Consider the following 13,076-nt stretch of genomic DNA (forward strand, 5'->3'; position numbering starts at 1 on the left):
CTTTCCCGGGGGAGTCGGGCTGTTGCTGCTCATTCTGCGATGAGTTCGACCCCTTGCGGAAGCGTGCCTTCCTGGCCGGCCTCGACCACGAAGGAGAGCAGGGTCTCCCGGAACGCCTGCGCGGCCCTGGTCGGCTCGACGTCCTTGCGGTGGGCCAGGGCGATCGTCCGGCTCAGGCCGGGCGGCGCGAGCGGCGTGCCGGACAGCCCAGGACGCCCGTCGAGCACCATCGACGGCACCACGGCCACGCCGAGCCCCGCCTCGACGAACCGCAGCACCGCGTCCATCTCGCCGCCCTGCACCGAGAACCTGGGCTCGAACCCGGCCTGGCGGCAGGCGGCGAGGGTGGCCTCGCGCAGGTCGTAGCCACGCCTGAACATCACCATCTGCCGGCCGCGCAGGTCCTCTATCCGCAGGTACGGCCCCCGGGCCCGCTCGTGCGAGGGCGCGACCACGACCAGGTTCTCCCGCAGGATCTCCTCGGTCACCAGCGAGGGGTCGTCGCTCTGCAGCGGCATGATGATCAGCGACAGGTCGAGCTGCCCCCTGGCCAGCGCCCTGACCAGGTCACGCGACCCGCCCTCCTCCACCAGCAGCTCCACCCCCGGGTACGCCTGGTGGAACCGCGCCAGCGCGTCGGCCAGCAGGCCCGCGCACAACGACGGCGTGGCTCCCAGCCGTACCCGGCCACGGCGCAGCCCCGCCAGCTCGGCCACCTCCTGCCGGGCGGTGTCGGCGTCGGCCAGCATGCGGCGGGCCAGGGGCAGCAGCGCCTCGCCCGCGGCCGTCAGCGTGACGTTCCCGCGCGCGCGGGAGAACAGCGGCGCGCCGAGCTCGCTCTCCAGGGCCTTGATCTGCTTGCTGAGCGAGGGCTGGGCGACCCGCATGCGCTCGGCCGCCTGGGTGAAGTGCCTGGTCTCCGCGACCGCGACGAAGTAGGCGAGCTGCTGCAACTGCATGTGATTTTCCTCGCACCGGCCGAGCATTTTTCCTTATGCCGACCGTATAAACCAAGCATCATAGCCGGAAGCTATGGAAACCAGATCCGCGATGACTTGGACGGATCATTGCTGGATACCTAGCGTTCAAACGTGACTGCCACGATAGAGCGCGGCGCCGCCACCGCGCCTGTTAACGCCCCCAAGGGTGCCTCACCCGCACCGACGTCCAAGAAGCCGAGCCGGTTCCTGAGCTCGTCGAACGGCAAGAAAGTCGTCATGGCCGTCACGGGCGCCGTGATGGTGTCCTTCCTCGTCCTGCACATGCTCGGCAACCTCAAGATCTTCCTCGGCAAGGACTCGTTCAACGAGTACGCCGACGCGCTGCGCACGCTCTTCGAGCCCATCGCGCCGTACCGGACGGTGCTGACGATCCTGGAGATCGGGCTCGTCGTCTCGGTCGTGCTGCACATGTGGGCCGCGATCTCGCTGTCGCGCAAGGCGGCCAAGGCCCGGCCGGTCAAGTACGTGGCCAAGAAGTCGCAGGCCAACGGCTACGCCACGCACATCATGCGGTTCGGCGGCCTGACGATCCTGCTGTTCCTGGTCTGGCACCTGCTCGACCTCACCTTCGGCGTCGTGAACCCCAAGGGCTTCGACTCCGCGCCCGCCGACCGCATGATCGCCGGCTTCGACGCCTCCCGCTGGTGGGTGACCCTCATCTACCTCGTGGCCGTCGTCATGGTCGGCCTGCACCTGCGGCACGGCATCTGGAGCGCCTTCCAGACGCTGGGCTGGGCCAACCGCAACCGCTACCGCGGCCTGCGCCTGACGGCCGCCCTGGTCTCGGCGGTCCTGGTGGTCGGCTTCCTGGCCCCGCCCCTCGCCATCACGTTCGGAGTTGTGAAGTGAAGTACACCGAAGGCTCGGAGATCCGGGACGCCAAGGCTCCCGCCGGTCCCATCGAGGAGCGGTGGGAGAAGCGGAAGTTCAGCGCCAAGCTGGTCAACCCGGCCAACAAGCGCAAGCTCAACGTGATCGTCGTCGGCACCGGCCTGGCGGGCGGCTCGGCCGCGGCGACCCTGGGCGAGCTGGGCTACAACGTCAAGTCGTTCTGCTACCAGGACACGCCCCGGCGCGCCCACTCCATCGCCGCCCAGGGCGGCATCAACGCCGCCAAGAACTACCGCGGCGACGGCGACTCGATCTACCGGCTCTTCTACGACACGGTCAAGGGCGGCGACTTCCGCGCCCGCGAGTCGAACGTCTACCGCCTGGCCCAGGTCTCGGTGAACATCATCGACCAGGCCGTGGCCCAGGGCGTGCCGTTCGCCCGCGAGTACGGCGGCCTGCTGGACACCCGCTCCTTCGGCGGCGCCCAGGTCTCCCGTACCTTCTACGCCCGCGGCCAGACGGGTCAGCAGCTCCTGCTGGGCGCGTACCAGGCGCTGGAGCGGCAGATCGCGGCCGGGACCGTGGAGATGCACACCCGCCACGAGATGCTCGACCTGATCGTCTCCGACGGCCGGGCGCGCGGCGTCATCGTGCGCGACATGGTGACCGGCGAGATCGAGCGGCACCTCGCCGACGCCGTGGTGCTGGCCACCGGCGGTTACGGCAACGTCTTCTTCCTGTCCACGAACGCCAAGGGCTGCAACACGACGGCCATCTGGCGGGCGCACGAGCGCGGCGCGTACTTCGCGAACCCGTGCTACACGCAGATCCACCCGACCTGCATCCCGGTCTCCGGCGAGTACCAGTCGAAGCTGACGCTGATGTCGGAGTCGCTGCGCAACGACGGCCGCGTCTGGGTGCCGCTGCGCAAGGACGACGACCGGGCCCCCGGCGACATCCCGGAGGAGGAGCGCGACTACTACCTGGAGCGCATCTACCCCGCCTTCGGCAACCTCGTCCCGCGTGACATCGCCTCCCGCGCCGCCAAGAACGTCTGCGACGAGGGCCGCGGCGTCGGCCCCGGCGGGCTCGGCGTCTACCTCGACTTCCGCGACGCCATCAACCGGCTCGGCCGCGACGCGGTGGAGAAGAAGTACGGCAACCTCTTCGAGATGTACGAGCGCATCACCGGCGAGAACCCGTACGACGTGCCGATGCGCATCTACCCCGCGGTCCACTACACGATGGGCGGCCTGTGGGTGGACTACGACCTGCAGTCCACGATCCCCGGCCTGTTCGTGATCGGCGAGGCCAACTTCTCCGACCACGGCGCCAACCGGCTCGGCGCCTCGGCGCTGATGCAGGGCCTGGCCGACGGCTACTTCGTGCTCCCGACCACGATCGGCGACTACCTGGCCAACGGCCCGTACGGCGAGGTGGACGAGGAGGCCGTGGCCGAGGCGGAGATCAAGGTCCGGACCAGGATCGACCGCCTGATGTCGGTGAACGGCACCCGCACCCCCGACTCCTTCCACCGCGAGCTGGGCAAGCTCATGTGGGACTACTGCGGCATGGAGCGCACCGAGGAGTCGCTGCGCAAGGCCCTGGAGCGCATCCCCGAGCTGCGCGAGGAGTTCTGGAAGAACGTCAAGGTGTCCGGCACCGCCGAGGAGCTGAACCAGGTGCTGGAGAAGGCCGGCCGCGTCGCCGACTTCTTCGACCTGGCCGAGCTGATGTGCCTGGACGCCCTCGTCCGCACCGAGTCCTGCGGCGGCCACTTCCGCGCCGAGTCGCAGGACCCCGACGGCGAGGCCCTGCGCGACGACGAGCACTTCGCGCACGTCTCGGCCTGGGAGCGCACGCCCTCCGGCGAGACGGTGCTGCACAAGGAAGCGCTCGAATACGAGTACGTCAAGATGACCCAGCGGAGCTACAAGTGAACCTGACCCTCAAGGTCTGGCGTCAGAACGGCGCCTCGGACGCCGGACGCATGGTGACGTACCGGGTGGAGGACGTGTCCCCGGACATGTCCTTCCTGGAGATGCTGGACGTGCTGAACGAGCGGCTGATCGTGGAGGGCGACGACCCGATCGCCTTCGACCACGACTGCCGCGAGGGCATCTGCGGCATGTGCGGCATGGTCATCAACGGCGTGGCGCACGGCGAGCAGCGCGCCACGACGACGTGCCAGCTCCACATGCGTCACTTCGAGGACGGCGCCGAGATCACCATCGAGCCGTGGCGCGCCGCGCCGTTCCCGGTGGTGAAGGACCTGGTCGTGGACCGCAGCGCGTTCGACCGCATCATCCAGGCGGGCGGCTTCGTCTCGGTCCCGGCCGGCTCGGCCCCGGACGCGCACAGCGTCCCGGTGCGCAAGGAGGACGCCGACGCCGCGTTCGACGCCGCGACCTGCATCGGCTGCGGCGCCTGCGTGGCCGCCTGCCCGAACGGCTCGGCCTCCCTGTTCACCGCCGCCAAGATCACTCACCTCAGCCTGCTGCCCCAGGGCCAGCCCGAGCGCCTGGTCCGCGCCAAGGCCATGGTGGACCAGATGGACGCCGAGGGCTTCGGCGGCTGCACGAACACCGGCGAGTGCACGGCGGTGTGCCCCAAGGGCATCCCGCTGGACACGATCGCCCAGATGAACAGCGACTACCTCAAGGCCAACGCCAAGTAGGCCAGGTCGAGCAGGCCCCGTCCCGGAACGCCACCGGGGCGGGGCTCCTGCTTTTTTCTGGACGAGCTGTAACAACAGGGGTGCTCGCACCACTTCCCGGTGTCAGAAGAACGCACCAGGGACGAAGGGGCTGCGCGGTGACGGATGATTCCCACCGTTTCACCGGCATGTACGACGAATGCCGACAACGGGTGTGGGCCTACGTGGTCAGTCGTGCGGGCCGGCAGGTGGCCGACGAGGTGGTGAGCGAGACGTTCGCCATCGCCTGGCGGCGGCTGGACGACGTGCCCGAGCCGCCGCTGCCGTGGCTGCTCGGCGTGGCGCGCAACCTCCTGCGCGACGACGCCCGCTCACAGGCGCGCAGGGACGCGCTGGCCGCCGAGCTGGGCACCTGGACCGAGGACGGCCGTCCGGACGTGGCCGAGCAGGTGACCGAGCGCCTGGGCGTGCTGCGGGCGCTGGCCGAGCTGCACGAGGACGACCGGGAGGTGCTCATGCTGGTCGCCTGGCACGGGCTGACGCCCAAGGAGGGCGCCCGGGTCGTCGGCTGTTCCTCGGCGGCCTTCCGCGTACGGCTGCACCGGGCCCGCAAGCGCCTCGCCCGGGCCATGGAGTCGTCCGAACCGTCCCGTCCCTACGTGCGCAACCTCAGCGAGGAGTGGTCATGAACCCGATGGACGAACTCCGGGCCGCCCGGCCCGCGCACCTCGGCGACCGGCCGGTGGACGAGCGCACCAGGGCCGCCGAGCTCGCGCGCGCCATGTCGGGCGCCCGGCGGCCCCGGCGGCGGCGCGCGGTCGTGCGTCCGGTGTGGGGGCTCGCGGCCCTCGCGGCGGGGGCGACGGCGGTGGCCGTCGTGGTGGCGGGGAACGCGGCGCCGCAGCCCGGCGGGCAGGCTCCGCAGGCCGACGGCCAGGTGCCGCAGGCCGGGGAGAGCGCGTCCGCGACGCCGCGCAAGGTCACGCTGTCGGCCAGGGAGGTGCTGCTGGCCGCCGCGGAGAAGGCCGACCGGCAGCCCGACGGCACCGGCGACTGGTGGTACACCTCGTCGGTGAGCAGGTACGTCTACCCCGCCGTCAAGGGCGGCTACCTGGTCGTGGACCGGCAGCGCAACGACGAGTGGACGCCGCGCGCGACCGGCGGCGACCAGTGGAGCCGCCAGCAGCGGCTCGGCGCGGAGCCCGCCGGCGAGGCCGACCGGCTGGCCTGGGAGCAGGCCGGGTCACCCAGCGAGATCGACGTGGTCGTGCCGGTGAAGAAGGTGGCCCCGATGCGCCTGTCGACCGCCTCCGGCAAGCCCGCGACCTCGCACAGCTCCCTGGTGGACGGCGACAAGGTCTTCTGGCTGGGCCGCAACGTCACGATGAAGGACCTGCGCGGCCTGCCGGACGAGCCGGCGAAGCTGAAGAAGTGGCTGCTCGACTCCTACACCGGGCACTCGACCGAGTCGTCCAGCGTGAAGATGTCCTCCGACGACTGGCTGTTCGCGGTCAGCGTCGGGCTGATCGTCGACATGCCGGTGACCCCGCAGGTGCGCGGCGCCGCCTTCCGCATGCTGGCCGGGCTGGACTCGGTGAAGGTCATCGAGAACGTCACCGACGCCGAGGGACGTACCGGCACGGCCGCGGCCCTGCGGGCGAACGACAAGAGGACCGGCGTGCGGGAGAGCCGCCTGATCTTCGACGAGGCCACCGGGCGGGCACTGGGCACCGAGAGCATCGTGGTCGAGCCGCGCGGCGCGATGGCGGTCCTGGAGCCGGGCACGGTGTCGAGCTCCGAGGCCGTCCTGGAGTCCGGCTGGACGGACGCCGGCCCCAAGCGCTGAGACGGGCCCGCTCAGCCGGGAAGCAGGTTCAGGTGCAGGCGGAACCGGGTCCCGGAGGGGCCGGAACGCACCTCCAGCAGGTCGCAGAGCTGGCGGACCACCCACAGGCCGTGCCCGCGCAGGGCGGTCGGGGCGGGCGGCAGGTAGCCGGGCAGGACGGCCGTCAGCTTCCCCGGGTCGGTCACGTCGCACACGACGGCGTTCCCGTCGGTCCAGATCGCGAGGTCGCCGTGTCCGCCGCCGTGCTCGACGGCGTTGGCGGCGACCTCGTTGACGGTCAGCAGCAGGCGGTCGGTCAGGGCGCGGGACAGGCCGAGCCGTTCGGCGGTCGCCCGTACGTGCCGGCGCACCCGGTGCAGGTCGCCGTCGAAGCGCAGCGCGGCCGCCCCGGGAGGCGGCGGCGGGAGCGGGTCGTGATCGGCGGCGCAGGTGAAGGACCCGGGCTCGACGTAGTCCGGGCTGGCACGGGGGCCGTCGCCGGTCAGCAGCCCAGGGTGGGTACGCCGGGCGCCGGCGACGACCCGGTCCGGCACCGCCCGCTCGTCGAAGGCGCAGACCATCCAGGCGGACCGGGCGGCGAACGCGGCGTTGACCGCGGACTCGTACCGGGTCCACTCGGTCTCCTCCAGCGGCGTGCGGCCGTGCCAGACGGGCTCGCCGATGACCCTGACCCGGGGGTTGCCGTCCAGGTAGCGGCCGTAGGCGGCCAGGGTGCGGCCCGGGGCGTCGTACCAGCCGCCGGTCTCGACGAACTCGACCCCGCCGGCGTCGTCGCCGAGGGCCCGCGTGAGCAGGGCGATGTTGGCGGCGGTGGTCACCGCGAGCACCTTCTCCCGCGCGGCCAGCCCGTCGCGGCAGAAGGGGACGGCCACCGCCAGGAAACCGGCGTCGCTGGAGTAGACGAGCGCCTGGTGGACCAGCGGGTGCTCGTCCGGCTGGTCGGCGACGGCGATCATGTGCGCCCCGTTCTCTCGGCGACGGGACCGCTCATGGACACGCCTTCGGCCTGCCGCACGAGGCCGCCGCCACAAGCAGTCGGAGGGGTCGGGCCGTACTCAACGGTATATCTCCCGGGTGCGCGCATACAGGGCGTATGTCGGTCACCCTAGCCAATGGACCGCCGGTACGCCTGCTGAAGCAGGCGATCGGCGTCGAGCACCGTCACCTGACGTAGGGCCACACGGAGGATGCCCTCGCTTCGCCACGAGCCGAGGAGCTTGTTGACGATCTGGCGGTTGACCCCGACCCAGTTGGCGATCTCCTCCTGGGTCAGCGGCACCGTCACGCAGCGCCCTTCGGGGCCGTCGGTGCCGTAGCGCGAGAGCAGGTCGAGCAGGAGCAGCGCGAGCCGCTGGGAGGGCTTGCGCGACGCCATGGACAGCGGCATCCGGTTGACCTCCCTGAACCTGGAGATGAGCGACTGCTTGAGTATCAGGTCGGCGTGCCGGTGCTCCTCGATGAAGTCCAGGAACTTCCTGGTGCTCAGCCGGTAGACCCGGGTCTCGTCGAGCGCGACGATGGTGGCCCGGCGCCGCCCTCCGTCGATGGCCTCGAACTCTCCCACCAGGTTTCCCGGTCCGATGACGGTGACCAGGCAGTCGGTGCGTTCGGCGTCGGAGTACAGCACCTTCGCGAAGCCGGACTGGATGACCATCACGCAGATCGGGGGCTCCCCGATTCTCATGAGCGGCTCGTCGCGGTGGAAGAGCTGCTCCTGGCTGAGGTCGGCGAGGGCTTGCTGCTCGTCCGGGGTGAGCGCGGTCCAGAAGACGGCTCCCGGATCTGTTCGGTCCGAGTCGAGGATGTGGGCCAGATAGTCGTATCGGTTCACGTCCGCTCCCGCTGATCGAATGCCGCGCGGGTCATCCCATCCACTTGGGATTCCCGGCTATCTTGCGGAGGGCAAGCGTGTCGTCGACGACCAAGGAGTTCTTGCGAGTCCTGACTATCCCGCGCTTGCGCCAGCCGGCGAGTATGTGGGCGACGGTGGAAAGGCTTGCTCCGATGATGCCCGCCAACTCGTTCTGGCTGAAGGGGAGGGTGTTCTTCTCCTCGGGGCTCTCGTCGTAGTAATTCTGTAGGGCGTCGAGGTTGTCGAGAATGGAAAGCGCCAGTCGCTGGCGCGCGTCGAGCACGCGATAGGCCAGTCGCGCGCGGTTCGACTGTCGAATGTGCCCGACCAGGATCTTGCACATGAGGGCCCAGCCCTCTGTGCGGGAGTTCAGGAATCCGACGAACTGCTCAATGGTCAGCGACAGCGCGATGACGTCGTTGATCGCCTGTGCCGTCGCGATCCGGCCGTCCTGCTCCACGGCCTCGAACGAGCCGACGACCGCGCCGACTCCCAGGACGTTGATCATCACCTCGTGCCCCTCGGCGTCGGCGATGTAGATCCGCACGACGCCCTTCCGCACGACCAGCACCTCCTCGGCGGGATCGCCGCTGCGCATGAGGATGCCGCCCGCCTGGAAACGCCGGAGGTGGCCGACGGCCTCAAGGTGATCCCGATCCTCCGGTTGCAGGGATTCCCAGAAGGCGAAGGAGGAGGCGGAGGGGCCGCCTGCGTCTGGAGGTGGCTGCATCACCATTCCTAGCGGTCGTGGATCAGCCCGGCAACGCGGTCGCCGTGAACAGCCAGGCCACGAACAGGAGGATTCCCGTCATGGCGAGCCGCGGATACATCGCCCTCGCCACGGAACTGTACTTAGCCGTCGTCCAGGCGGCCAGCGTTCCCAGCAGGGCGAGGGCGGTGAGAAGGAGGAGGATCAGGGAGATCGTCCCGGCAGCTCCTTGTGCGACCCAGGTGGCGTGCAATGGGCCTGTCTGGGTGGCGAAACCCACCACGATGATGCCGACCGCGCCGGCGGTCAGTTCGGTCGGTGGCTCCCGGTCCGCTCTTCGCCTGACCATGTCGCTGCTCCTCTGTCGGGGTCCACCCCAACCATCGCCTCCCTCGGGCGACGACGTTGCCCTTCAGGCGACTCACCGTGAGTGCAATTCGACATGCTGTCAGTGTCGCTCCGGGAGCTGGGAGAACAGCGGTGACGCAGGGGATGTCCCGCGGGCGGGACATCCCCGGTCAGCCCTTGTAGTTGAAGATCTGGCGCAAGGTGTGCTGAACCTCGACCAGGTCCTTCTGGTCGGCCATCACCTGGTCGATCGGCTTGTACGCCTCAGGGTGCTCGTCCACCAGGGCGGCGGCGCGGTCCGCGTTCCAGGTGCGGCCCTTCATCGCCTCGGTCAGCGAGCGGGCCGACAACTCCCGCTTCGCCTTCGTGCGCGACATGCGGCGTCCCGCACCGTGGGAGCAGGAGTTGTACGACTCCGGGTTCCCCCGGCCGCGCACGATGTAGGAGCGGGTGCCCATCGAGCCAGGGATCACGCCCTCGTCGCCGGTGTCGGCCTTGATGGCCCCCTTGCGGGTGATCCACAGGGACTTGCCGTAGTGGGTCTCCTGCTGGGTGAAGTTGTGGTGGCAGTTGATCGTGCGGACGCGCCGGCCCGTCCCGACGACCCTGAACAGGGCGTCGATCAGCACCTTGTCCATGCGGGCACGCGAGGCCATGGCGTAGTGCTGGGCCCACAGCATGTCCTCGATGTACGCGGTGAACTCCGGCGTGCTCTGGACGAGGTACGCGAGGTCCGGGTCCTCCAGGCCGACGGCCTGCTTCCTCATCAGCTTCTTGGCGCCCGTGATGTGCATCTGGGCGAGCTGGTTGCCGATGCCGCGCGATCCCGAGTGCAGGACCGTCCAGACGTGGTCGCGCTCGTCGAGGCAGACCTCCACGAAGTGGTTGCCGGAGCCGAGGGTGCCGAACTGCTCGGCCACCTTCCTGGTCTGCTTCGGGTTGAGGTCGGTGTAGGGGACGCCGAGGTCGCTCAGCGTACGGTCGATCGACGGGTCCTCGTGGCCCTTGCCGACCCCGGCGGGGATGCGGCGCTCCACCATCGGCATCAGGGCGGCCAGGGTGTCGGGAAGGTCCGAGGCCGTGAGCGTCGTTTCCGTGGCCACCATGCCGCAGCCGATGTCCACGCCGACGGCGGCGGGAATGATGGCATTCTCCGTGGGAATCACCGAGCCGACCGTCGCGCCGATACCGACATGCGCGTCAGGCATGAGAGCGACGTGGCCGGAGACGAATGGCAGGCGGGCGGTACGTGCGGCCTGCATGATCGCGCCTTCGTCGATCTCGCTGGCCCACGACAGCAAATTCGGTGCGGGCTGGTTCGGCATGAATTCAGATCTCCTCACTGGTTGGTGATCAGTTTGGCTGGACCAGGGAGGAATTCCCACTCATTTTATCTAATGCGGCATTTATGGGCGCCTGCCCCCGTGCGCGGGATCCGCCTATGGGTGGGCGGCGGCGGCGCGGTCGGCGGCGCTGCGCAGGACGCAGAACTCGTTGCCCTCGGGGTCGGCGAGCACCGCCCAGCCCGTGCCGTCCGGCTCGCGGAGGTCGGCGATCAGGGTGGCCCCCCGGTGCACCAGGCGTGCCACCTCCTCGTCACGCGTGGAGTCGGGACGCAGGCACAGGTGCAGCCGGTTCTTGACCGCCTTCGGCTCCGGCACCTTGTTGAAGTGCAGGATCGGGCCCTCCCGCAGCATCACCCGGGTCTCCTCGTCCCCTGGACGGTCCTCCGGGTGCACGGGGCAGCCGGTCACCTCGCTCCAGAACCTGGCCAGCTCGTACGGATCCGCGCAGTCGATCGCGACGTTCTGCAATACCGACACCATGGTGGGATCCTGCCCCAAAGCGGGGCGCATGTCGCGCGACACTTCTCCGACACCACAAGAAGGGGCCTGATGGAGATCGGCGAGCTGCTGGGAACGGGCCGCACCGCGGACGTGTACGCACTCGGGGACGGCCGGGTGCTGCGGCGCAACCGGTTCCCGGTGGACAGCCGCCGGGAGGCGGAGGTCATGGCTCACGTGGCGGCCCGCGGCTATCCCGTCCCACGGGTGTACCCGGGCGGTCACGGGCCGGCCGACCTGGTGATGGAACGCCTGGCCGGGCCCACGATGCTGCACGCCGTGCTGGCCGGCCGGATGGAGCCCCGGGAGGCGGGGACGATCCTCGCGCGGCTGCTGCGCGGGCTGCACGAGATCCCGGCGCGGACGGCGGCCGATCCCGGGCACCGGGTGCTCCATCTCGACCTGCATCCCGACAACGTCATGCTGACGCCCCGGGGGCCGATGGTGATCGACTGGGCCAACGCCGAGGAGGGGCCGCCCGCGCTCGACCGCGCGATGTCCGCGGTGATCCTGGCCGAGGTCGCGGTGCGGCCGGAGACCGGGATCGCGGACGTGGCGCACGCCGTCCTGGGCGGATTGCTGGCCGGGCTCGGCGACGCCCTGCCGGGGGAGGAGCATCTGGCGGCGGCCAGGGCCAGGCGGGAGGCCAACCCGACGCTCAGCGCGGCGGAGATCGCCGGGCTCGGCGCGGCTGTGGGCGAGATCACGCGGCTCGCCGCCGCTCTGGGGTGACCCCGCCGTACCTGCGCGGTCGTCCCTGGCCGGGCCGGGAGGGCTGTGGATTACGGGGGAGCCGAAATCGCATTTGTGTGTTGTTCGCCTGCTGTTCGCTTTGTTGATCACTTGCTGCGCGAAGCTGACGGACGATCAAGAGCGACAGTAAGGATGAACATGCGCACGATCACCAAGACGCTCCTCACTGCGGGTGTGCTCGCCTGCGGGCTGGCGAGCGTCCTGCCCGCCCAGGCCGCCACCGCCGCCGTGGACCCGGCCGGCGTGTGCGGGTCCGGGTTCCGCGTCATCGACTCGCACCCGTTCAAGTCCGGCAGCACGGCGCTGGGCACGATCTACCTGTCCTACAACTCCGGCACCGGCAAGAACTGCGTCGTGACGGTCAACAAGACGCCGTACACGCGGTGGATGCGGGCGACGCTGAGCGTGCAGGGCGGCGCGACCAAGTCCGACGCCGGTGAGTTCAAGTCGTACGCGGGACCGGTGATCCTGTCCGCCGGCAACACCTGCGTCAAGTGGGGCGGCGCCTGGGACGAGTCGCCGTACGTGTGGACCAGCGGCTGGAGCCACTGCGGCTGATCCGTCAGGACGTCCGAGCCTCGGCCCCGGGGCTCGGGCACCGGGGGGCGCGTCAGGCGCTCCAGGCGGCCGTGAGGTCGAGGCGTTCCCGCCACAGCTTCTCGCCGCCCCCGCCCGGCTCCCACCGCCCGCAGAACTCCAGCAGGTCGCGGCAGCGCGCCACCATCGACGCCTGCCGCTCGGTCCACGCCGGCACCGGGCCGCCGTAGGCGTCGAAGAAGCGCGGCAGCAGGGACACGTGCTCGGGGTGGTGGCTGCGGACGATCCACTCGCACCACGCGAGGTCCTCCACCGGCCGGCCCGGGTGGGCCCACTCCCAGTCGAGGATCGCGGTGGTCTCGAACGTGGCGGGGTCGAACAGCAGGTTCTGGGGCCCGTAGTCGCCGTGCACGATGCCGAGGCGGTGGATGCGGGCGAGGACCCGGCCGCACTCGGCCAGCACCTCGGCGGCGCGGCCCTCGTCCAGGAGGTCCTGGCCGTGGACGCCGGCCACGAAGCGGGTGGTCAGGCTCGTGGCGGTGATCTGGTGGACCCGCGGGACCGGCAGCCGGCCGCGCAGGCGGCGCAGGTACCTGCTCTCCGTGCCCAGCCTGAAGGCGGCCTCCGGGCCCTGGTAACACTTGACGACCAGAGCGCCGTCGCCGACCGTGCTGTTGGTGTACCCGTGCTCCACAGCCA

General features: G+C 70.3%; 15 protein-coding genes. 7 read left to right on the top strand and 8 right to left on the bottom strand.

Annotated elements, in window-relative coordinates:
- Window positions 1-29: 29 nt before the first annotated feature.
- The gene (locus tag ACWCSU_RS39700) at window positions 30-959 is read right to left on the bottom strand and encodes a LysR family transcriptional regulator (protein WP_357704171.1); all 930 of its coding nucleotides are present in this window, start codon (window positions 957-959) and stop codon (window positions 30-32) included.
- A 132-nt stretch (window positions 960-1,091) separates the two neighbouring features.
- On the opposite strand from ACWCSU_RS39700, the gene ACWCSU_RS39705 reads away from it, so the two are divergent.
- The 5 genes from ACWCSU_RS39705 (at window position 1,092) to ACWCSU_RS39725 (ending at window position 6,334) form a co-directional block, all read left to right on the top strand.
- Window positions 1,092-1,850 (top strand): succinate dehydrogenase cytochrome b subunit, encoded by a 759-nt coding sequence (locus ACWCSU_RS39705; protein WP_357704173.1) that lies wholly within the window; start codon window positions 1,092-1,094, stop codon window positions 1,848-1,850.
- Window positions 1,847-3,772 carry a fumarate reductase/succinate dehydrogenase flavoprotein subunit gene (locus ACWCSU_RS39710; RefSeq protein ID WP_364098620.1) on the top strand — a complete coding sequence of 642 codons (1,926 nt, stop codon included), beginning with the start codon at window positions 1,847-1,849 and terminating at the stop codon, window positions 3,770-3,772. The genes ACWCSU_RS39705 and ACWCSU_RS39710 overlap by 4 nt, the downstream gene beginning before the upstream one ends.
- Complete coding sequence (locus ACWCSU_RS39715) at window positions 3,769-4,509, top strand: succinate dehydrogenase/fumarate reductase iron-sulfur subunit (RefSeq protein WP_357704176.1); 741 nt, start codon at window positions 3,769-3,771, stop codon at window positions 4,507-4,509. Before ACWCSU_RS39710 ends, ACWCSU_RS39715 begins: the two co-directional genes overlap by 4 nt.
- A gap of 137 nt (window positions 4,510-4,646) precedes the next feature.
- On the top strand, window positions 4,647-5,177 hold the full coding sequence (locus ACWCSU_RS39720) for an RNA polymerase sigma factor (RefSeq protein ID WP_364098624.1): 531 nt from the start codon (window positions 4,647-4,649) through the stop codon (window positions 5,175-5,177).
- Window positions 5,174-6,334 (top strand): CU044_5270 family protein, encoded by a 1,161-nt coding sequence (locus ACWCSU_RS39725; RefSeq protein WP_357704180.1) that lies wholly within the window; start codon window positions 5,174-5,176, stop codon window positions 6,332-6,334. Before ACWCSU_RS39720 ends, ACWCSU_RS39725 begins: the two co-directional genes overlap by 4 nt.
- 11 nt (window positions 6,335-6,345) lie before the next feature.
- On the opposite strand, the gene ACWCSU_RS39730 is transcribed toward ACWCSU_RS39725, so the two are convergent.
- From ACWCSU_RS39730 to ACWCSU_RS39755, 6 genes are all read right to left on the bottom strand, one after another.
- Window positions 6,346-7,290, bottom strand: a complete 945-nt coding sequence (locus ACWCSU_RS39730) for an anti-sigma factor RsbA family regulatory protein (RefSeq protein ID WP_397038545.1) — start codon at window positions 7,288-7,290, stop codon at window positions 6,346-6,348.
- A 149-nt stretch (window positions 7,291-7,439) separates the two neighbouring features.
- Window positions 7,440-8,165, bottom strand: a complete 726-nt coding sequence (locus ACWCSU_RS39735) for a Crp/Fnr family transcriptional regulator (protein ID WP_357704184.1) — start codon at window positions 8,163-8,165, stop codon at window positions 7,440-7,442.
- A 31-nt stretch (window positions 8,166-8,196) separates the two neighbouring features.
- On the bottom strand, window positions 8,197-8,916 hold the full coding sequence (locus tag ACWCSU_RS39740; protein ID WP_449941960.1) for a Crp/Fnr family transcriptional regulator: 720 nt from the start codon (window positions 8,914-8,916) through the stop codon (window positions 8,197-8,199).
- A gap of 22 nt (window positions 8,917-8,938) precedes the next feature.
- Window positions 8,939-9,244 carry a hypothetical protein gene (locus tag ACWCSU_RS39745; RefSeq protein WP_357704188.1) on the bottom strand — a complete coding sequence of 102 codons (306 nt, stop codon included), beginning with the start codon at window positions 9,242-9,244 and terminating at the stop codon, window positions 8,939-8,941.
- Window positions 9,245-9,413: 169 nt separating this feature from the next.
- Window positions 9,414-10,568, bottom strand: coding sequence for an RtcB family protein (locus ACWCSU_RS39750; protein WP_449941961.1), 1,155 nt, complete (start codon window positions 10,566-10,568; stop codon window positions 9,414-9,416).
- A 114-nt stretch (window positions 10,569-10,682) separates the two neighbouring features.
- Window positions 10,683-11,069 (bottom strand): VOC family protein, encoded by a 387-nt coding sequence (locus tag ACWCSU_RS39755; protein WP_357704192.1) that lies wholly within the window; start codon window positions 11,067-11,069, stop codon window positions 10,683-10,685.
- A gap of 69 nt (window positions 11,070-11,138) precedes the next feature.
- Between ACWCSU_RS39755 and ACWCSU_RS39760 the strand changes: the two genes are divergently transcribed.
- Together ACWCSU_RS39760 and ACWCSU_RS39765 are read left to right on the top strand one after the other, a co-directional pair.
- Window positions 11,139-11,819: a phosphotransferase gene (locus ACWCSU_RS39760; RefSeq protein ID WP_449941962.1), complete on the top strand. Its 681-nt coding sequence runs from the start codon at window positions 11,139-11,141 to the stop codon at window positions 11,817-11,819.
- A gap of 159 nt (window positions 11,820-11,978) precedes the next feature.
- A complete protein-coding gene (locus ACWCSU_RS39765) occupies window positions 11,979-12,398 on the top strand; it encodes a spore-associated protein A (protein WP_357704195.1) in 420 nt (139 codons plus the stop codon).
- Between the two features lie 52 nt (window positions 12,399-12,450).
- On the opposite strand, the gene ACWCSU_RS39770 is transcribed toward ACWCSU_RS39765, so the two are convergent.
- Window positions 12,451-13,071 carry a phosphotransferase gene (locus ACWCSU_RS39770; RefSeq protein WP_357704197.1) on the bottom strand — a complete coding sequence of 207 codons (621 nt, stop codon included), beginning with the start codon at window positions 13,069-13,071 and terminating at the stop codon, window positions 12,451-12,453.
- Between the last annotated feature and the right edge of the window lie 5 nt (window positions 13,072-13,076).

The sequence above is a fragment of the Nonomuraea sp. NPDC001699 genome (assembly GCF_053596455.1).

Coding starts and splice junctions, on each gene's coding strand:
- ACWCSU_RS39755 (WP_357704192.1), bottom strand. CDS start 11,069: ATGGTGTCGGTATTGCAGAACGTCGCGATCGACTGCGCGGATCCGTAC.
- ACWCSU_RS39765 (WP_357704195.1), top strand. CDS start 11,979: ATGCGCACGATCACCAAGACGCTCCTCACTGCGGGTGTGCTCGCCTGC.
- ACWCSU_RS39700 (WP_357704171.1), bottom strand. CDS start 959: ATGCAGTTGCAGCAGCTCGCCTACTTCGTCGCGGTCGCGGAGACCAGG.
- ACWCSU_RS39760 (WP_449941962.1), top strand. CDS start 11,139: ATGGAGATCGGCGAGCTGCTGGGAACGGGCCGCACCGCGGACGTGTAC.
- ACWCSU_RS39750 (WP_449941961.1), bottom strand. CDS start 10,568: ATGCCGAACCAGCCCGCACCGAATTTGCTGTCGTGGGCCAGCGAGATC.
- ACWCSU_RS39745 (WP_357704188.1), bottom strand. CDS start 9,244: ATGGTCAGGCGAAGAGCGGACCGGGAGCCACCGACCGAACTGACCGCC.
- ACWCSU_RS39740 (WP_449941960.1), bottom strand. CDS start 8,916: ATGCAGCCACCTCCAGACGCAGGCGGCCCCTCCGCCTCCTCCTTCGCC.
- ACWCSU_RS39725 (WP_357704180.1), top strand. CDS start 5,174: ATGAACCCGATGGACGAACTCCGGGCCGCCCGGCCCGCGCACCTCGGC.
- ACWCSU_RS39730 (WP_397038545.1), bottom strand. CDS start 7,290: ATGATCGCCGTCGCCGACCAGCCGGACGAGCACCCGCTGGTCCACCAG.